A 20,128-nucleotide genomic window follows, 5' to 3' on the forward strand; every position below is an offset into this window, starting at 1 on the left:
CAAAGCCGCATCACCATTGGCTGCTAGTTAGCTACTAGAGTGATGGGAGGAGCTGCACTGGGTAGAGTCTGATTGTTCGACACAAATAGCAGCGGCAATGTGTAGATCCCAGGAGCCGTTGCTTGAATGGAGACGTTCACCTCGCAAGTAGCACCTGCTGCCAGAACTCCGCCCGAAAGGTTGATGATCCTTGTTCCCGGTATTGCGCCCAAAGTGCCCCCGCAGGTATTTGGATTGGCAATGCCGGCAGGTGTGGGAGGATTGGCCACGACCAGCCCCTCTGGCAAGACTGCCTGGAAGCTGAGACCACTCAAGGGAATAGCGCCAGCCACTCGGTTATCGACTACAAAGGTGAGGGTAACAGGTGTATTGACCGGCGCTGGATTGGGCAGTAGGAAGCGAGCAAACAGGGGCGAGGGTCCCACAGGAACCGGCGTTGGCACAGGAGTGGGGCCTGAGGTAGGCGTAGGTACAGGCGGCAGAGGAGTAGGAGTTGGAGTGGGAGTTGGCTGAGGAAGGTTGCCACAGGGTGGAATGGCAAAGCCGCGCACCTCGTTTCGAGTTTCCCCTGGATTGAAAATTGAGTCATCAACCCGCAAAACTTGTCCAAAAGCATCTCTAATAGTTAGGACAAAAACAATGTCATCTCCTGTCAGTATTTCTTGGTTCTCGATCCTCCTACTTCCCTTTGAAAAAATCCTCAAGTCATCGAAAAACCTAGGATCCGTTGGAAACGTGTAGCTAAAGTTGAAGCCGTTAGCGTCAGTGAACGTGTTGCCTCTCCCAATCAGCAGGTTCCTAAACTGACTCAGGGCCTCAGGCCGGATTACGCTGGTAACATCCGTTCCACAAGTGATGTTCAAGACCTGAATGTCTACACTCGCAATTGTTCCTCGGACAATCAGGTTGGTCAAGTCCACTCTGTAAGAGAGCGATGCAGACGGCTGATCGACATCAAAACCACCCTCCGGCCCAAATTGCGGCGGATCCGGTAAGTCGGGCTGAATGGGCGGCGGCGTGATGGGGGCAAAGTCCGGCCCGGGGCGAAAGGTGATGGGCGTGAGGTTGGGTGAAATGGTAGGGGCAACCGCCACCGGAGGGGGTGTAGCTCCGTCGGCAGTCAAGAGGGGCGGCAGCCCACCAGTAGTCTCGCTGCTACAACCAGTGACCAGGGCCAGCGAAGCCCAAGTTACCAGAAGGGAAAGGCCACCGCCGCCAAGGGCTGAGCCAGAACGTCGTTTCATTGGGGAAGTCTCCACTCACTCACACCACAGCAAATCTTTCCGACAGCGTCCAGCCGGGATCCACTGAATTTACCCCTGTACATTGACAAGCAAGATTACGAGGTATCCCGTTTGAAAGGGGGATGACTGCTGTTAGTTCTACTGCATTCCAGGGCGTTGTCAAGCGACCGGCAGAGCAAATCCAAGAAATTTTTCCGGAAATGGCCCATCCCCTAGATATGGGGTATCATAGCCTCGAGCAGGGGCGGCCAGCTTACCTGTAGCGTTGGGGTTGGGTGCCTTTCCCTCCATTTTGTGTGTGGATTTCCCCAGATTAGGGTGTGTGAGGAAGTGCCTTATGAACTTCAAAGGTCGCTCATTAGCGGTTTTGTGTGGAGTCTTGCTGCTAGGCGGCTGCGGCGAGGTTAATGAGTCCCCGACCTTGCCTGGGCCCGTCCAGGTGGATCCCACGGCGTTTGTCTCGGCGCAGGAGTACCGCTTTACCCCCGGCTCGGTGCTGGAGACCACCAGCCTCCGCTTGGACTATGTCAATCCGAGGTTTGACAACGGGATCCCTGTGCGTACCAACCCCTTGCAGGGAAGCGGTGAAGCTCGCATCGCCAATGTTGAAGCCCGCATCTTGCCCGTGAACGAGATCCCAGCCACTGAGCTGACGATTGACTCAACTCTTCGCTCCAGCACCCTGGCCGTCCAAATTGGGCGAACCACACCGCTGGTGAATATCACTGCCTTTGGACCCAACGACGGCAGACTATCTACGCAATTTAGTATCGCCGGGCTGGTTGCAATTTCGACCCTCCCCAACGACCAGCGCATTCGAGTGAACACAACCTTTAGAGCCGCCAGGGAAGGTACTGTCTTGACTCTCACCGTGCGCCGAATCTTGGTGAATAGGAATGGCAACCAAGTTGTCCTAGAGGGAGATTCTTCTCTCATTGTCCGCACCACGGGGGTACTCTATGAAGATCCTGGCCCCAACGGCGACCCACCAGCAGGAAGCTTCGTGAACCCAACAGAAGGAGTATCTGCCATTCTCCAGACAGGTAGTTTCTCCGCCAGCTTTGTGGTGCGGCAGCGAGGTGTTGCGGGCGATGGCACTCCTGAGGATGCCTTGGCTCTCTTTGCCCGCCTGAACTTCCGGCCCAACCAGGCGGAGATTGTCTATCGCCCTGCCCAGGTGGGTACGCAGTCGGTGCTGTTTGCTCCGGATCCGACTCGACCGAACATCTTGCCCAACCAGTTGGTGCGTATCCGGCGCCTGTTGAACGGCCGCGTACAGGCGGAGTTTGATCCAGCCAACGTCAGCACAGTCCTCAACTTTGTGCAGGTCAGCCCTCCACCGCGACCTTTCCCCACCCCAATTCCCCAGTTACCTGTTCCCACTCGTCCGGATGCCCCAACAGCCTTTGATTACTTTTTCTCATTGCGCACAGAGCGCTCTACGGGTACCTTGCCCGGCTCGCCTGCGGAAGGAGACAACCCTCAGCCCGTTATCCTTCAAGGCATTGTGCCCACCACAGGAGATTTCGTCTTCCGCACCCTAGCCGGGGCGCAGTTGGCGGGGCCGTTTAACCGGCTTGATATTGGTGGGGGAACCCAAAGAGGGAACCTGAACCTTGTCTTCGACCAAACCACTTCGGCAGAGCGGATTTCCGGTCAGTGGTTCCTGGAACAAGAGTTCCCCACCGGCAACATTGAAGGTGGGACGGCGGATGAACCAGGAACTCCTGCTACTCAGGAAGGGGCCATTTTGATCATCCGTGGGTTCTTTGAGGGAACGGAAGTACGGCTGTAACCCAGGCAATCCGTCTAATCTCCAACCAGGGATCCACTCCGGCTTGGCTCTTGTGGCTGAGCCTTTTTTGTCTGTTAAAGCTTGGGCAGATCGCTGAGCACCACCTGTGCGCAGTTGTGGCCAGGGATCCCGGTCACTCCGCCTCCTGGGTGCGCCCCTGAGCCGCAGAGGTAAAGGCCGGGAATGGGGGATCGATAGTCGGCCAGGCCGGAGATGGGCCGTAGGTTGTAGCTTTGATCCGGCGTCATTTCCCCGTGAAAAATGCTGCCCCCCACAAGGCCGAAGCGGGCCTCCAGATCCACGGGCGACAACATCTGCCGTGCGATCACGGCGTTTTTAATGTTGGGGGCAAATTGGGCAATTTTGTCGATTACCCGATCGGCAAATTCCTCCCGTAGGCCATCGTTCCAGTCTCGCCCTTTGGGTTGGTAGGGCACAAACTGACAGAAACAGGAGAGAATGTGCTTGCCTGGGGGAGCCATCGTCGGGTCGGTGGGGGATTGGCTGTAGATCTCGATAAACGGATCCCGGGAAGGGATCCCGTATTTGCAATCATCCCAAGCCCGCTCCAGATAGGCCACCGAGGGAGCAATATCCACTGTGGCAGAGCTGACAACTTCTGGGGGCACTTCAGCAGGGGCTGCTGTGTAGCGAGGCAATTCTTCCAAGGCCAAATTGAGCTTGTACACCGGGCCTGAGGTGCGGTAGTGCCGTTCTAGCCGGTCACGCAAGTCTGGGGGCAAAGAGGAGCAGAGCCGCAAAAAGGTGATTTGGGGATGGGCATTGGAGAGAACCGCCCGCGCCCGCACGGTTTCCCCCGATTCGAGGATAACCCCAGCGGCCTGCCCACTCTCCATCAAGATCTCCGCCACTGGAGCAGACGTGCGGATCTCCACCCCTAAGTCCAGAGCTGCCTTGGCCATCGCTTGGGTAATGGATCCCATCCCACCGCGCACATAGCCCCAGACCCCACGCGAGCCAATGGCCCGACCTACCGCATGGACTAGCCAAATGTAGGGCGTACCTGGAGTCATCGGCCCGGCAGAGGTGCCGATCAAAGATTGGGGAGCCATCGCCGCCTTGACCTGCTCCGACTCGAAGAATTCATCCAAAAGATCGGTGGTCGAGAGGAGCATGATGCGGCGGAAATCGTCTTCATAGCCAGCAGCTGCAAAGCGATCCGCCAGTTGCCCCAGTGAAATCGGCGGCTGCATCAAAGTTGGCTCCACCACCTCGTTCACCCGATCCCAAAACTCCTCCCAGCGGTCGTAGGCTTCCGCATCTTTGCGAGAAAACTTGGCAATTTCCGCTTTGCTCTTGGCGCGGTTATCGGCATACAGGAAGAGGTGCTGCCCATCCGGGAAGGGCATGAAATAGGAAGGTTGCTTGGCATAGACCTCAAAGCCATAGTCCGGCAGGCGCAGATCGCGGATGATCTCCGGTCGCAGCAAACTACAGGAATAGGAAGCCACCGACACGCGAAAGCCTGGGTGAATTTCTTCTGTAATGGCAGCCCCACCAACGGTGTGATAGCGCTCCAGCACCAGCACTTTTTGCCCGGCCTTGGCCAAATAGCAAGCGCTCACCAGCCCGTTATGCCCGGCCCCAATCACCACTGCGTCGTAGCTCATCAACAATCCTTTTGCAAATGCTTCCCCACCCACAATACTCCTGCCAGCCAAGATTCGATCTGCCGGCAAGGGATCCCTGCCTTAACCGATGGAAAAAACCTGATCCAGACTCAACTCTCCAGCCAGGATCCCTGGGATCCCAACTTTCTCCTTGGGGGTGTAAGCCTCTCTTTTTTGGTAAACTCCCGACTCTATTGGCAAGCTGTACGTCTCTAGGCAGTTCTCTTGCAAGTTCAAGATCCAGTAGTTGGGGATCCCGGCTTTGGCGTAGAGTCCGAGTTTGACTTCCCGATCATAGGTAAGGGAAGAATCAGCCACTTCGATGATGAGATAGATGTCTTCGGGCTGAGGATGCCGAGAGCGGTACTCATCCTGCTGAAAGCGCACAATGGCAAAGTCGGGCTCTGGCTCGTGATTGGGGGGCAGTTGCACCGGATCCTGGGTGCGCACAATAGCTTGCTCCTGCACAAGGCCCACCAACAGTCGGTACAGGCGGCTACAGTAGGCGGCGTGCCTCTCCCCTTTCGTCATCTTTTGAACCAGGAGCCCGTCAATCAGCTCCAACTGATTGGGCTCTTCAATCTGTCCAGACTCAATCAGTCGATGAAACTCCTCAAAGGTATATCGCCTGATATAGGGATCCAATCGGGCGGCTAGAGTCATCGACCAAACTCATCAGACCCTAAACTTCATATCACCACTCTACCAACTCACAAAAAAGGGATCCCTGGACAAGCCGAGGGATCCCTATTCAGCAGGTTATGGGCTTGCTACCCCGACTGAGAGGCTGTCGAGGCGATAACAAAGGCCGCGTAGGTCAGCACGTAACCCACCGTGAAGTGGGCCAGACCCACCAGACGACCCTGCACAATCGACATGGCCACCGGCTTATCCTTCCAGCGGATCAGCTTGGCCAAGGGAGTGCGCTCATGCGCCCACACCAAGGTCTCGATCAGCTCTTGCCAGTAGCCGCGCCAGGAGATCAGGAACATGAACCCGGTTGCCCACACCAGGTGGCCGAACAGGAACATCCAGGCCCAAACCGCCAGGTTATTCATCCCGTAGGGGTTGTAGCCGTTGATCAACTGGGCGGAGTTGGCCCAGAGGTAATCCCGCAGCCAGCCCATCAGGTAGGTGGAGTTCTCGTTGAACTGGGCAGTGTTGCCGCTCCAAACCCCAAGCTGCTTCCAGTGCCAGTAGAAGGTAACCCAGCCGATGGTGTTCAGCATCCAGAACATGGCCAGGTAGAAGGCATCCCAGGCGGAGATGTCGCAGGTGCCGCCCCGACCCGGGCCATCGCAGGGGAAGCTGTAGCCGAAGTCTTTTTTATCCGGCATCAGCTTAGAGCCGCGAGCATCCAACGCACCTTTCACCAGGATCAAGGTGGTGGTGTGCAGGCCCAGGGCAATGGCGTGGTGCACCAGGAAGTCACCCGGGCCAATGGGCAGGAACAGGGATCCATTGGGATCGTTGATGGCCTGCAGCCAGCCCGGCAGCCACACGTTGCCGTAGTTGGGCCAAGCAGTAGAAGCAAGGCTGTCGGGGTTGGACAACAACACATCCATGCCGTAGATCATCTTGCCGTGAGAGGCCTGGATGAACTGAGCAAACACCGGCTCGATCAGGATCTGCTTCTCCGGCGTGCCAAAGGCCTGCATGACGTCGTTGTGGACGTACAGCCCCAGGGTGTGGAAGCCCAGGAACAGCGATACCCAGCTGAGGTGGGAGATAATCGCTTCCTTGTGATCCAGCACCCGCGCCAGCACGTTGTTCTTGTTGGCCTCAGGATCGTAGTCCCGCACCAGGAAGATGGCCCCGTGGGCAAACGCCCCCACCATTAAGAAGCCAGCAATGTACTGGTGATGGGTGTAGAGAGCCGCCTCCGTGGTGTGATCCATGGACATGAACACGTAGGGGTTGAGGGCGTACATGTGCTGCGCCACCAGCGAGGTCACCACCCCCAGACAGGCCAAGGCCAGAGCCAACTGGAAGTGCAGGGAGTTGTTGACCGTGTCGTAGAGACCTTTGTGGCCTTCTCCCAGCAGGCCTCCGAAGGGAGTGCCCTTGGGGGGGTTGTGGGCGCCAAGGATCTCCCGGATGCTATGGCCAATGCCCCAGTTGGTGCGGTACATGTGGCCGGCCACGATGAAGATCACCGCGATGGCCAGGTGGTGGTGGGCCATGTCCGTCAGCCACAGGGACTGGGTGTTGGGGTTAAAGCCACCCAAGAAAGTGAGGATGGACGTGCCCGCCCCTTCTGCCGTGCCCCAGACATGGTTGGCCGTGTCCGGGTTCTGGGCATACACCCCCCAGTTGAGGGTAAAGAAGGGCTTCAGACCTGCCGGGTGGGGCAGAGTGGTAAGGAAGTTGTCCCAGCCTACGTGCTGCCCGCGGGACTCGGGGATGGCGACGTGTACCAGGTGACCAGTCCAAGCCAGGGAGCTGACCCCAAACAAGCCGGCCAGGTGGTGGTTGAGACGGGCTTCAGCGTTCTTGAACCAGCTCAGGCTAGGCCGGAAGCGGGGCTGCAGGTGCAGCCAGCCGGCAAACAGAAACACCGCCGCCAACAACAACAGGCCGATGGCACCGGTGTAGAGATCGCCGTTGGTGCGCAGGCCAATGGTGTTGAACCAGTAGTACAGGCCAGAGTAGGCCGCGTTGACGGGGCCGCCGCCCCCCGGTTGGGTAAAGGCTTCCACCGCTGCCTTGCCAAAGTGGGGATCCCAGATGGCGTGGGCGATGGGGGTGACACCCGTGGGGTTGGCTACCCATTGCTCATAGTTGCCTTGCCAGGCAATGTGGAAGACGTTGCCAGACGCCCACAGGAAGATGATTGCCAGATGGCCAAAGTGGGTGGCGAACAGCTTTTGGTAAAGCCGCTCCTCCGTCATGCCATCGTGGGTCTCGAAGTCGTGGGCGGTGGCAATGCCATACCACAGCCGACGCGTGGTGGGATCGCTGGCCAGGTCTTGGCTGAATTGGGGAAAACGAGTTGCAGTTGTCATGATTCTCTCTTCCTCCTTGCCTTAGCCGAGTGCGCCGAACCGTGCCAGGAAGAACGCCCAGGTGGTGACGATCCCTCCCAACAGGTAGTGGGCCACACCGACCGCCCGACCCTGAATGATGCTCAGAGCGCGGGGTTGAATGGCCGGAGCGACTTTTAGCTTGTTGTGGGCCCAAACGATGGACTCAATCAGCTCCTGCCAGTAGCCGCGACCGCTGAACAGGAACATCAGGCTGAAGGCCCAGACAAAGTGAGCGCCCAAGAAGAGCAGCCCATAAGCCGACAGAGCCGAGCCGTAGGAGTTGATCACCTGCACCGATTGCGCCCACAGGAAGTCCCGCAACCAGCCGTTGATGTTAATGGCGCTGGTGGCAAAGTTGCCGCCGGTGATGTGCTCAATCGTGCCATCGGCGTTGACGGTGCCCCAGATGTCGCTCTGCATCTTCCAGCTGAAGTGGAAGATCACGATGGAGATGCAGTTGTACATCCAGAACAGCCCCAGGAACACGTGATCCCAGCCGGAGACCTGGCAGGTGCCGCCGCGGCCCGGGCCATCGCAGGGGAAGCGGAAGCCCAATTTGCCTTTGTCCGGGATCAACCGGGAAGAGCGGGCAAACAACACCCCCTTGAGCAGGATCAGCACCGTGATGTGGATGGTCATGGCGTGGATGTGGTGCACCATGAAGTCCGCCGTGCCCAGCACCATCGGCATCATGGAGACCTTGCCGCCCACAGCTACCACGTCGCCGCCAAAGATGGGGCTAACCGAGGCGCCCACATAGGGAGCCGTGCTGGCAATGGCCGAAGTGTGCAGCGACTGGATCCACTGGGCAAAGATGGGCTGCAGTTGGATCCCGGTGTCCGAGAACATGTCCTGCGGACGGCCCAGGGCTTGCATCGTGTCGTTGTGGACGTAGAAGCCGAAGGCGTGGAAGCCCAAGAACAGACACACCCAGTTCAGGTGGCTGATGATGGCGTCGCGGTGGCGCAATACCCGATCCAACACGTTGTTGCGGTTCACCGCCGGGTCGTAGTCCCGCACCATGTAAATGGCCCCGTGGGCAGCACCCCCCACCACGAAGAAGCCGCCTATCCACATGTGGTGGGTAAACAGGGAGATCTGGGTGGCGTAGTCGATGCCCATGTAGGGGTAGGGGTTCATGGCGTACATGTGCTGGGCCACGATGATGCTCAGGGATCCCACCATGGCCAGGTTGATGGCCAGCTGGGCATGCCAGGAGGTGGTGAGCACTTCGTAGAGGCCCTTGTGGCCTTCGCCGGTGAAGGGGCCTTTGTGGGCTTCCAGGATCTCTTTAATGGAGTGGCCGATGCCCCAGTTGGTGCGGTACATGTGGCCGGCCACGATAAAGAGCACGGCAATGGCCAAGTGGTGGTGGGCTTGATCGGTTAGCCAGAGGGCGCCCGTTTGCGGATCCAGGCCACCCTTGAAGGTGAGGAACTCCGCGTATTTGCCCCAATCCAAGGTAAAGAAGGGCACCACCCCGCTGAAGATGCCCCAATCCACGCTGGGGAACATCTCCTTCATCAAGGCGGGCTTGAGGATGAACTCGTGGGGCAAAGGCACCTGATCCGCCGGCACGCCCGCATCCAACATCTTGTTGATGGGAATGGCCACGTGGATTTGGTGGCCAGCCCAGGCCAAAGAACCCAGCCCCAGCAGGCCCGCTAGGTGGTGGTTGAGCATCGATTCCACATTTTGGAACCACTCCAGCTTGGGAGCCCGCTTGTGGTAGTGGAACCAGCCGGCGAACAGGCACAGCCCGGCCATCACCAAGCCACCAATAGCGGTGCAGAGGAGTTGGAACTCGTTGGTGATGCCGGCAGCTCGCCAGAGGTGAAATAGACCAGAAGTAATGCGGATCCCTTCGAAGCCGCCGCCCACATCCCCATTCAGGATCTCTTGGCCGAAGATGGGCCAGACCACTTGGGCGCTGGGCTTGACGTTGATCGGATCCGCCAGCCAAGCAGAATAGTTGGAGAACTGAGCTCCGTGGTAGTACATGCCGCTCAGCCAGACGAAAACCACTGCCAAGTGGCCGAAGTGAGCGGAAAAGATCTTACGAGAGACGTCTTCTAAGTCGCTGGTGTGACTGTCGAAGTCATGAGCAAGAGCATGGAGGTTCCAGATCCAGGTCGTGGTCTTGGGGCCACGGGATAGGCTGCGGTCGAAGTGCCCCGGCTTAGCCCATTTCTCAAATGAGGTGGGAACCGGATCCACATCAACCGACACCTTGACCTTCGGCTCTCGCTCCTTTGGCGTAGTTGTCATCAAGAACTCCTCTCTTGCGACAAGGAACGAAGCATCCCTACCCCTTGGCAGAAGATTCCCCCAGGGCAGGACTTACCTGGCATTATAGGTCAGGGTTTGTGAGCCCTCAGTTGCTTCACAATAATTAAACGAGGGATCCCTTGTCCCATCGAGGCTGGAGTCGATTGGCAATTGTTCTTTCGATCATAGATGTAAATATATGTAACGAATTTTCAGTCGACCCAATGGGTTCTAATGAAGGGTTGAAACCAGACAACAAGCAGCAAGGGATCCCCTGGGTGGGGATGTGTGGTAAAACCCTGGCAGCCCTTTTGCAGATACCACCCTATGACCCTAGAGATTCCCCGTCGCCAATACGTCAGCAACTACGGCCCCACCGTAGGGGATCGGGTGCGCCTGGCGGATACCGAAGTAAACTACCCGACTCCGACCGCTAAAGCGTTACAGAGCGGGCTTTCAGTAGCCCTGAGCCTGCTCTGCTCTACCAGAGAACAAAACAGGCCCGAACCTCTAGGCTGGTTTACGACAGCCCCCAAAAGCGCAATCACATTCGCACCATTCAAATCCGCATCTCCTCCCCATCCACAGTGCCCACACTTGAACGACTTGCCACTGCGGTAGGACTTGCCCTGCTCAGGGTGGATGTGTAAGCACCGGTGACAGGTCTGCGACGTGTAGGCAGGCGGCACAAGAACCAGAGAAACCCCTGCAGCCCTCGCCTTGTATTCCAGAAACTGACGTAGTTGGTAGAACGCCCAACTGTTGGCCCTGCGCCGCTCGGCTTTGCTGCGCGGCTGTTGATTGACCCTTTCCCGGATCCCTGTCAGGTCTTCCAGGGCAATAGCGCTATTTGTCTCCTTTGCCCTAGAGACAATAGCTTTGGAGATGCGATGATTGACCCACGCCTGAAAGCGTCTCTCCTTGCCAGACAGCCGTTGCAGCAGTTGACGGCATCTGCGCCGCGAACTGCGGGTGCCCTTACTGGCTTTGCGTTGGAGTGCCGCCCTCAGCTTGGAGTAGTGGTCTCGGACTCTGTTCAACTGCTGTCCATTCCAGTTATCCCCTTCTGACGTATGGGCAATATCCGTCCTCCCCAAGTCCACCCCCAGCACTCTACCCGTGCCTTGCGGTGGGGATGGCTCCGCTTCCACACAGATCTGAATAGAGTAGGAACCGTCTTTGCGCTTGACCAGAGTGGCAGATTTGGGATTGGAGCCCGCCAGCCGTTCTCTCTGGTAGCGGCCAATCGCCAGCTCAAAGCGCTCCCGACCCTCCACCGTGGTCAGCGACACCGACCAGTCTTTCTCGCGAAACGAAAAGATACGAGCGTCGTAGGTCGCAAAGCCTCTCTTGAACGCTTTGACGGGGCGGTTTTTCTGTCGGGCAACTTTACGGGCACCGGCCAGCCGTCTGCAGACCTGCTGAGCCAAGTTACTGGACAAGCCGAACCGGGCACGGATTTCGCGGTAGCACAGAGACTGGAGCTTAACGGCGTTGGCGACTTTCTCCGGCGTGTTCTGGTTGACCCAATTCAAGGCTTGGCCAAAAGCCTCCAAAGTCGCTTCCAATTTGGCGGCTTGCGACTGGTACGCCTTGAGCTTGCAGGATACGGTCAGGACTTGGGTCATGGTTCTATCATAACTTCCGCATTCCTCCCGGCACTGACCCTACGGGTACAGTGCGGGGCTCCTGCGATTTCTAGCTGAAGGGGGGCCTGATTGCCTACGCCCAAATGGGGGATCCCAATGCTTCCATTCCAACCCCGCAGCCGGTGTACCCTCGCCCCATGTTCGGCAGCTTTGGCCGCGCCTTGACCGAGACCAGCCTGCTCTTTGTCTCCCAGGCTGCCCTAGACCTGGGGATCCCGGAAAAACTGGGGATCCAGCGCCGGGCCGTAGCGGTGAAAAATTGCCGCGAGATCGGCAAAGCGGATTTGAAACTCAATACCGCCACTCCCCACATTGAGGTGAACCCGGAGACCTATGAAGTGCGGGCCGATGGAGAATTGCTCACCTGCGAGCCGGCAGAGGTGCTGCCCATGGCACAACGGTACTTTCTGTTCTAATTTTGGGAGAGTTTGAGAGCTCTATTGAGCGTTTGATCGGTAACCCAAGCATGGGCCACCTTGTTCTCCGCCACCTCAGCAAGCGCTTCCACAAGCGAGGGATCCCTGTCCTCAGGGATTTGTCTTTGAGCGTGGAAGCAGGGGAGATCTTTGCCTTGCTGGGGCCATCGGGCTGCGGCAAGTCCACCACCCTCAATCTCATCGCCGGTCTGCTGGAGCCGGATCCCTTGCCCTATCCGGGGGAAATTTGGCTGGACGGGATCCCCCTCAACCCTCTGCCGCCGGAACGGCGCGGCGTGACTTTGCTGTCCCAACACAGCCGCCTGTTTCCCCACCTGAGCGTGGGGGAGAATGTCGCTTTTGGCCTGAAAATGCGGGGCATTCCCCGGGCAGAGCGGGAGGCTGCCGCCTGGCGCATGTTGGAGCGGGTGCAATTGGCCGGGTTTGCTCAGCGTCGGCCCAGTCAGCTTTCTGGCGGACAAGCGCAGCGGGTGGCCCTGGCGCGGGCTTTGGTGATTCGGCCCAAGGTGCTGCTGTTGGATGAACCTTTATCGGCCCTGGATGCCAACCTGCGCCAAGAGATGCAGGCCCTCATCCTGGAGCTGCAGGCGGAAACAGGGGTGACGACGGTGCTGGTTACCCACGATCAAGCAGAAGCCACAGCCATGGCCCAACGCATCGGCCTGATGTTTGAGGGGCAGCTACACCAGGTGGGATCCCCTGTGGAGTTCTATCAGCAGCCGCGCTCCGAGCGCATTGCCCGCTTTTTTGGCGGGGTCAATTTTTTCGATGCGCAGGCGGAGGGTCACCAACTTCGCCTCAACAACGGGATCCGCTTGAAAAGCGCCGTGCCACTTCAAGGTCAGGTGCGGCTGACGGTGCGTCCGGAACAGGTGCAGGTGCTTCCCCAGCCGCCCGGCTTGGCCGACAATGTTTTCTTGGCCCAGGTGATGGCGGAACGCTTTGCGGGCACCCAGCGACGGCTGACCTTACAAACCCCTTGGGGCAGTCTGCAGGCTTGGGTGGCTCCCCACCAAGTGTTTGCGCCGGGGCAGACGGTGTGGATCCACTTGCCGACAGAGGCTCTGTGGCCTGTGGAGATTGGCGGGGATCCCTCACCCCCAGCCCCTTTCCCCAAGGAAGAGGGAAGAGTTTAAGTTGAATCTGGAACCTGAAAGTTGGATGGGGGTGGAGGCAAGGCTATGCAACCCAAAAGCGTTTTCTGGAAGCGACGGCAGGTATTGGCCGGCCTGGGATCCCTGGGAGCTTGGGCGTTGAGTCAAGGCTCTCCGTTGGCCCAGAATACCTCACAGAGTTCGGTAGATCTGGGATCCCTGAGCTGGGCGGATATTCTGGAGCGGGCGCGGGGCAGCTCTGTCAACTGGGCCATGTGGAGCGGCAGCGAGGCCATCAATGGCTTCGTGGATGGCTGGGTGAAAAGCCAGTTGCAGGAGCGTTATGGCGTTCGCTTGAACCGGATCCCGCTCACGGATACCGTTGAAGCAGTCAACAAGGTGATTGGGGAGGTGCAGGCCGGTCTGCGCAGCGGCGGCAGCATCGATCTCATCTGGATCAATGGCAACAACTTCCGCACCCTCAAGCAGGGGAATTTGCTCTTCGGCCCTTTTGCTGAGAAATTGCCCAGCTTGCCCTTCTACGATCCCGCCGATATTGCAACGGATTTTGGCCTGCCCACCGAGGGCTATTCTGCACCCTACACCGGCAACTACTTTTTGATGGCCTATGATGCCGAACGGGTACCCAATCCCCCCCAGAGCCACGCCGAACTGTTGGCTTGGGCAGAGGCCAACCCAGGGCGATTTACCTACGTGGCCCCGCCGGATTTTCATGGCAGCCGCTTTTTGTTGAGCGCCTTCTATGGTGTGACCGGGGGCTATGCTCAGTACAGCGGGCCGGACTTCGATGCCGATCTCTGGGCGCGACAATCCCCTGCCCTGGTGGAATACCTGAGAAAGCTGGATCCCTTCCTGTGGAGACAGGGCCAAACCTACCCGCCCACCTTTGCCCGCCTGGCGGAGCTTTTTGCCAACGGCGAAGTGTGGCTCATCCCCACCTTTATCGATCAGGTGATCTTACGCAAGGGCAACGGCCAATTTCCTCCCAGCACCACCCCCTATGGGATCCCGGGCACCAGCTTGATCGATCCCTCGTTCACGGCCATTCCCATCAATGCGGCCAATCCTTGGGGGGCGATGGTCTTGGCAGAGGTCTTGGCCAGCCCGGAGGGGCAATTGGAAAAGTTCAAGCCGGAGGTTTGGGGGGATCTGCCGCTCATTGATGTCAGCCGGTTGTCTGCCGACTACCAAACAGCTTTTGCCCAGCTGGAGGCTGCTGCCGGGATCCCCATTCAAGAGGCCATTGCTGGGGCAGTGCCCATCGTGAACTCCGAATACACGGTGCAACTGGAGGCCCTCTGGCAGCAACAAGTCTTGCCGGGATAGGGGTCACCCAGCCTCTCTCTCTTGGGGATCCGACATTGCGGGCAATGGCGGAGCAGGATCCTCACCTTGGGGCAACCAAACTTGGAAATGCGTCCATCCATCCGAGCTGTTGACGGAGATATTCCCCCCCATGTGCTCCACCAGTTGCTTCACCAAAGCCAGCCCCAGGCCGGTGCCGCCGTGCTTCCAGCGATCCGATTGCGGGATCCGGTAGAACTTCTCGAAGATGCGGGGCAGCTCTGCTGTTGGGATCTCGCTGCTGTTGCTGCAGACGAAGAGGATCCCCTGCCCTTCTGAGACAACCCGCAGGTGGATGGATCCCTCGGGGGCCGTGTACTTGATGGCGTTGTGCAGCAGCTCGCGCAGAATGCGCCCCAAGCAGGTGGGGTCGGCCCAAAGCGAGGGGATCCCTGCCTCCAGGTGCAGTTGCAGGTGTTGATGTTTGGCTTGGGCCAAAGGCTGAGCCCCGGCCAGCAAATCTTGTAAATACCGCGGCAGAAAAATATTCTCTGGTTGCAGCAGATACGTCCCGGCTCCCAGCCGTCGCATATCCAGCAGGTCGTTAATGAGCTCGATTTGCCGGTTGCACTCTTTCAGGGCAATGGTGAAGTAGTGCCGCTGTTTCTCGGGGTTATCGCGGGTCATTTGCAGCATTTGCAAGGCCATGCGCACATTGGTCATGGGGGTGCGCAGCTCGTGCGAGACGGTGCTGAGGAAATCATCCTTCAGCAGATTCAGCCGCTCCAATTCCTTCACCTGCGCTTGGGCTGCTTGGTACAAACGGGCTTGGCGGATGGCCAGGGCACATAGGTTGGCCACCTGATAGGCCAGTTGAATCTCGTCTTCGGAAAACTCTTGCTCCGGCAGCCGCTCCAACAGCAAAGCTCCCAGCCGCTTCTCTTTGTCCCAAAGGGTGCAGGCCAGCAGCCGCACCCAGCGTCCTTCCTTCCGACAACAGCAGTGGATTTTCCATTTCTGCTGTGAGGAAGAATGGGACTGCAGCAGGCGCAAGAACTCCGGGTCACTGGCGTAGTCTGGCCCATGCAAGGGATCCGCCCCGCCATCTTGAGCCACGTCAGAAGAGAGAGAGGGGGAGTAGCAGTAGCCAGGGATCCAGGTTGATCCATCGTCTGAGAGCAAGAGGATATGGCAGCCGCTTAGGTTGAGTGCCTCGGCCAGGCTTTTGACCACTTCTTCCAGAATTTCCCCCTCATTCAGGCTGGCCACCATCTGGCCGCTGAGGGCGCGCAGCATCGCCTCAAAGCGAAAAGCCTGCTGCAGCTTGGCCGTGCGCAGCTCCACCTGGGCTTCCAGCTCGCGGTTGAGGGCCTGCAACTGCTGTTCTGCCCGTTTCTGCTCGGTGATCTCCCGCCCCACCGATAGGATCTCCACCAGGCGGCCTCGGCTGTCGAAAATGCCCTGATCTACCCAGCTAATCCAGCGGGACTGGCCGTTTTCTCCGGGATACTCCCGCTCGCTGCAGTAGAAAGGATGCTCAGGCGTGAGAGCAGCAAAAGCTTGCAACACCTTAGCCTGCTCTTCTTCCGGCAGCCGATCCCGCCAAGGTTGGCCCACCACCTCCTCTGCCCGCCGACCGAAGAAGCGCAAATAGGCAGGATTGACATAGGTGATGCAGGTATCGGGCCGAAAGCGACAAATGAGCTCCGTCTGCTGTTCCACCACGGCGCGGTATTCTTGCTGCTGCTGCCAGAGACGATCCAGCAGGGCCTGCTGAGCTGCTGCCGCCTGCTGCCAGGCTTTGGTTAGCGTCTGCACCTCCTGGATGGGGCCGGGATCCAAAGGAGGCCAGGGCTGGAAACCGCTGTGTATAAATTGCTCGGCTACTTGGGTGAGGCGGCGCAGGGGACGGGAGAGAGCTTCGCCGAGGAGGATCCCTGTCCCCAGCATGCTCAGCAATAGCCCACCCCCCAGCAGCGCAGCCTGTTGGGCGCCCCGATGGACTTCGGCCAGAAGGGTTGCCTCTGGGATCCCATGCACAAAATAAAAGCCCAGCCTCCCTTTACTCTGGAGGGACTCCACCTCCGCCCAGTAGGGGATCCCGCCAACCACGAGGCGCAGCGAATCTTGGGAAGAGGCCGTCCCCCAGGAGCCCACCTGCTCTTGCACAGCCACCAGCAGCGGATGGGGAGCAGGCCCCGCCGTACTGGCCACCACTTGCCCCTCTTCGTCCAGCAGAAAGCTCACCCCCACAGCAGAGCTGCCTTGTACTCGTTCCAGAAAAGCCTGAAGCTGCTGAATGGACAGGGAAGCCAATAAGCTGCCGTAAACCCGCCCCCCCGAGTCGGTCAGGGATAGGGACGTCAGGATCAGCCGCTCTGGATCCTGGGCAGGAAGCTCCGCAAAAAATCGGGTTACCACCCAAGTGTCGCGGATCCCTTCCGACTGCAGGAGCTGGGGAAACCAGAACAACCGCCTCAAATCCACAAAGCCTAACTGCCTCCTCAGGCCAGTGGGATCCCCTGTCTCTGGATCCCGTTGGCGGCCCTGGGCGGATCCCGGCAAGAGGCCGGGGGTGTGGTAAGTCCAGATCGACCCATCGGCGTGACGGCGGGCGATCACAAACCCCCCTTGAGCCGAGACAAAGCCGACATAGCTGAGCTCAGGAAATGGCTGCAACTGGCGGGCAAAGTGAGCTTCCAGCACCTCTAGATCGGCTGGGCTGGGGGTTGTCAAATCGGGCAGCAGCCCCCCCCTCACTGCCCCTTGATTGAGGGCATTGATCTGAAGGGGAATTTGCAAATATCTGGCAAGATGCTCTTCGGTGCGGTCGGTAACTTCCCGCCTCAGTTGCTCCGTCAAGCGCAGCGCCAGGTGTCGCCCGCCCTGCCAGGAGAGATAGGCCACTCCCCCCACTCCCCCTGCTACTGAGAGCACTAGGGGCAGCAGCAACGCCACCCGCAAAGGAATGGAGCGGAAAGGCCACCGGGATCGCACTTCAGAAGAACTAGAGGAAGACGGCATGGGATCCCTCACAGAACCTCAGGCTTGGGGAGGTTCCAAAGCCCGCTGCAGAGTGCCAAGGCCGATCTCGGCCGCAATAGCCAGAAGGGCCACTGGAACCGCCCCCACCAGCAAGATAGCGTTGTCATAGAGAGCAAACCCCAGGGTGATAAAAGTACCCAGCCCTCCTGCGCCGATAAACGCTGCTAGCGTAGCACTGGCAATCACCTCAATGGTAGCCGTTTTAACACCAGCCAAGATCACCGGCAAAGCCAAAGGGATCTCCACGTGCCGCAGTACCTGGCCAGGAGTCATGCCCATGCTCAGGGCAGCTTCACGCAGGGCCGGCTCAAGGCTGCGGAAGGCCACATCCGTGCTGATCAGAATGGGGGGCAAAGCCAGAAGGGTTAGAGCCACAACTGCCGAACGGAAGCTGAGGCCGAAATAGGGGATAGCCAAAAACAAAATGGCCAAGCTGGGGATCACCCGCAGGCTGCTAAACGCATTGATCACCACCAGAGAAAGCATCTGGGAGCGGGAGCTGAAAAAACCCAGCGGCAAACCCAACAGCAGCCCCATTCCCAAAGGCACCGCCACCAGTTGCAGGTGTTGGACGAAAGCTTGAAACAGCATGTCGCTGTGGTTCTGGGCGTAGGCCAGGGAGCGGGCCAAAAGGCTCATCTAGAGGTGTGTGGATGACAGAGGGATCCAAGACAAGCCCCAGTGTAGCGCCGGCAGGCGATCTTGACAGTGCGGAATAGTGCAGAGCGGGGATTTAGCACCAATCAGGGAGATGGGGTCACTCCAATTTCGGTCTCCGACCTGCTAACGCGGTGCAATCAACCTCAACTTTCTCCCAAGGATTAGAACCCACAGCGCCGCCTGCCGACAAAAATAACCATCTGTTTCACTGCCCATCTGAGTTGCCATCTCTATCCTGCTGATCTTTCTCAATCTTGTCTGGATCCCTGCTTGGGGCCTGGTTGGCTTCTCGCTCTTGTAAGCGGCGGATTTGCGAGCGCACCTGCAGAGCAATCTGTAAAGCAGTCTCCAGGATACGACCCTGTTCGCTGGCCTGCTCGCTCACCTGCAGAGCTGTCAACGCTGCCAAGTTATCTCCAAAGAACTCGCTCTGCTGCTCGATCAGGTCTTCGTTTTGCCGCAAGATCCGTTCGGTTTTCAAGGCGCGAATGAGATCGGCCCGGGTCAGTTTCAGGGCTTCGATCACCTCAGCCCTCTGGGCCAGCTTCACCTCGGGGTTGCCCGCTTCCACCAACTGGTCGTTGACATGGATGGCCTGGATGATTCGGTTGTAGCGATCCACCTCCCCCAGCAAATTCAACAGCAGCGGCATGCGGCGGCTGCGGAAAATCCAATAGGCTTGGCCCAGAGCGGCAATGGCCGCCAGGATCCCCCATTCCACCAGCCAAGTGCCCCAAGTGGCCTGTAGGCCAGGGATCCAAATCCGCCCCACCAGAGTCAGCAGGGATCCCCCTGTCCAGAAGGTCAAGAAACGCAAGAACAAGTCCAGCGTCACCAGCAAGCGTAGGAGATCCCAGAAAGCGGAGAACTGGCGCAGGCGATCCTTAAAGCGACGAGCAGGCTGAGGCCGATACAACCAAGCCACCGGCACTTGAGAGAGGCTTTCAACTTGAGCTGGGGAGATGATCAGCTCTTGTAAGTCCCGCTGCATCGCCATTTGCTCTGCTGAGGCTGGGAAGTTTTCCCATTGTACTTGCGACCTTGAGCAGCTTGGGCTTGCTCAGGGATCCCTTCCCAGAAGGGAAGCTGCCTGGCCAAGTCTCGATAGAATGGGGTTCGCTGGGCTGTTTGCGTCTTCACGCCCTCGTGCTCACGTTGTAGGGCAACAGTGAGACACAAGACAGCTCGTCAAACGCAAAGGAGAAGAGCAGGGTGACCAGCCAATTGCGCCAACTGAAGGCCCATCTCGCTGAACCGGAAAACTTTGCCCCCTACGGACAGGTCATTTGCCCCACTCCCGATCACAAACCCTTCGACAGTCAAGATGCTCAGTTGTTCTTGAATCAAGGGCAGCCCCGCTTTTACATCATGCGCTTGCCTCGCCGCGGCCTCAAGTTTACTCAGATCACCCACCACATCCGCTGCACCCAGTGCCTGGGATCCCTGAATGGCAAGGAGTGGTTTATTGGTGTTGCACCTCCTGCCGATGAGCTGCACGTGGATCAGATTCAAGCCTTTCGGGTGCCTGGGGATCGCTTTATCAAGCTGGAGATGGGCACTTGGCATGCCGGCCCCTATTTTGACCACGAAGAGTTCATCGATTTCTACAACTTGGAGCTGGCCGACACCAACATCACCGATCACGAAACCATAAACTTACTCCAAACCTACAACCTGGAGTTCCAGATCACCCCCTGACAAGCTTTTGGGGATCCCTTATCAATCGGGCAAAAAGCAGCATTGATCACAGCAATCTTTCGCTTGAGCGCAAGAAGAGTTGTGGGGATCCGTACTCCACTATGGGTGGAGAGAGAAAGTGGGCTTGGATCCCAGTCCTAGTGGATGTAGCCGACTTGGGTGAGCGTTCCTTGACTTGGGCTTAACAAAGGAGGGGCGCGGGGAGCTATAAGTCCCGCGCTGTATGCAAAGCATCAGCGTCGGGATACATGGACTCCCCGCACTTGTCGATTCTCT

Annotated in this window: 13 protein-coding genes and 2 pseudogenes; 6 read left to right on the plus strand and 9 right to left on the minus strand. The window is 58.5% G+C overall.

Features of this window, described 5'->3' with window-relative positions; translation table 11 throughout:
* Positions 1-23: 23 nt before the first annotated feature.
* Complete coding sequence (locus tag ACVW0C_RS09015; protein ID WP_457385009.1) at positions 24-1,244, minus strand: DUF7933 domain-containing protein; 1,221 nt, start codon at positions 1,242-1,244, stop codon at positions 24-26.
* Between the two features lie 421 nt (positions 1,245-1,665).
* On the opposite strand from ACVW0C_RS09015, the gene ACVW0C_RS09020 reads away from it, so the two are divergent.
* Positions 1,666-3,039, plus strand: a complete 1,374-nt coding sequence (locus ACVW0C_RS09020) for a hypothetical protein (RefSeq protein ID WP_457385011.1) — start codon at positions 1,666-1,668, stop codon at positions 3,037-3,039.
* 74 nt (positions 3,040-3,113) lie between these two features.
* Here the strand turns inward: ACVW0C_RS09020 and ACVW0C_RS09025 are convergent, their stop codons facing one another.
* The 4 genes from ACVW0C_RS09025 to psaA all read right to left on the minus strand — a co-directional run bounded on the left by ACVW0C_RS09025 (position 3,114) and on the right by psaA (position 9,964).
* On the minus strand, positions 3,114-4,670 hold the full coding sequence (locus ACVW0C_RS09025; RefSeq protein ID WP_099812798.1) for a phytoene desaturase family protein: 1,557 nt from the start codon (positions 4,668-4,670) through the stop codon (positions 3,114-3,116).
* 81 nt (positions 4,671-4,751) lie between these two features.
* Entirely contained in the window at positions 4,752-5,333 is a 582-nt protein-coding gene (locus tag ACVW0C_RS09030; RefSeq protein ID WP_414388189.1) for a Uma2 family endonuclease, read from the minus strand.
* Positions 5,334-5,440: 107 nt separating this feature from the next.
* On the minus strand, positions 5,441-7,675 hold the full coding sequence (psaB, locus tag ACVW0C_RS09035; protein WP_457385013.1) for a photosystem I core protein PsaB: 2,235 nt from the start codon (positions 7,673-7,675) through the stop codon (positions 5,441-5,443).
* A 21-nt stretch (positions 7,676-7,696) separates the two neighbouring features.
* Positions 7,697-9,964 carry a photosystem I core protein PsaA gene (gene psaA, locus ACVW0C_RS09040; RefSeq protein WP_414351196.1) on the minus strand — a complete coding sequence of 756 codons (2,268 nt, stop codon included), beginning with the start codon at positions 9,962-9,964 and terminating at the stop codon, positions 7,697-7,699.
* A gap of 327 nt (positions 9,965-10,291) precedes the next feature.
* Between psaA and ACVW0C_RS09045 the strand changes: the two are divergent.
* Positions 10,292-10,378, plus strand: a pseudogene (locus ACVW0C_RS09045) (hypothetical protein); the annotation flags it as partial.
* 2 nt (positions 10,379-10,380) lie between these two features.
* On the opposite strand, the gene ACVW0C_RS09050 reads toward ACVW0C_RS09045, so the two are convergent.
* On the minus strand, positions 10,381-11,592 hold the full coding sequence (locus ACVW0C_RS09050) for an RNA-guided endonuclease InsQ/TnpB family protein (protein WP_457385015.1): 1,212 nt from the start codon (positions 11,590-11,592) through the stop codon (positions 10,381-10,383).
* Between the two features lie 74 nt (positions 11,593-11,666).
* Here ACVW0C_RS09050 and ureC point away from each other — a divergent pair.
* From ureC to ACVW0C_RS09065, 3 genes and pseudogenes are all read left to right on the plus strand, one after another.
* Positions 11,667-12,029, plus strand: a pseudogene (ureC, locus tag ACVW0C_RS09055) (urease subunit alpha); the annotation flags it as partial.
* Between the two features lie 50 nt (positions 12,030-12,079).
* The gene (locus tag ACVW0C_RS09060; RefSeq protein WP_457385017.1) at positions 12,080-13,186 is read left to right on the plus strand and encodes an ABC transporter ATP-binding protein; all 1,107 of its coding nucleotides are present in this window, start codon (positions 12,080-12,082) and stop codon (positions 13,184-13,186) included.
* A gap of 45 nt (positions 13,187-13,231) precedes the next feature.
* Positions 13,232-14,491: an ABC transporter substrate-binding protein gene (locus ACVW0C_RS09065; protein ID WP_457385019.1), complete on the plus strand. Its 1,260-nt coding sequence runs from the start codon at positions 13,232-13,234 to the stop codon at positions 14,489-14,491.
* A gap of 3 nt (positions 14,492-14,494) precedes the next feature.
* On the opposite strand, the gene ACVW0C_RS09070 is transcribed toward ACVW0C_RS09065, so the two are convergent.
* From ACVW0C_RS09070 to ACVW0C_RS09080, 3 genes are all read right to left on the minus strand, one after another.
* Positions 14,495-17,473 carry an ATP-binding protein gene (locus ACVW0C_RS09070; protein ID WP_457385020.1) on the minus strand — a complete coding sequence of 993 codons (2,979 nt, stop codon included), beginning with the start codon at positions 17,471-17,473 and terminating at the stop codon, positions 14,495-14,497.
* 18 nt (positions 17,474-17,491) lie between these two features.
* Positions 17,492-18,133: an ABC transporter permease gene (locus ACVW0C_RS09075; RefSeq protein WP_011431701.1), complete on the minus strand. Its 642-nt coding sequence runs from the start codon at positions 18,131-18,133 to the stop codon at positions 17,492-17,494.
* Positions 18,134-18,359: 226 nt separating this feature from the next.
* Positions 18,360-19,151, minus strand: a complete 792-nt coding sequence (locus ACVW0C_RS09080) for a hypothetical protein (protein WP_457385022.1) — start codon at positions 19,149-19,151, stop codon at positions 18,360-18,362.
* A 215-nt stretch (positions 19,152-19,366) separates the two neighbouring features.
* Between ACVW0C_RS09080 and ACVW0C_RS09085 the strand changes: the two genes are divergently transcribed.
* A complete protein-coding gene (locus ACVW0C_RS09085) occupies positions 19,367-19,852 on the plus strand; it encodes an ureidoglycolate lyase (protein WP_011431703.1) in 486 nt (161 codons plus the stop codon).
* Positions 19,853-20,128: the final 276 nt, after the last annotated feature.

This window comes from Thermostichus sp. OS-CIW-26 (assembly GCF_054058395.1).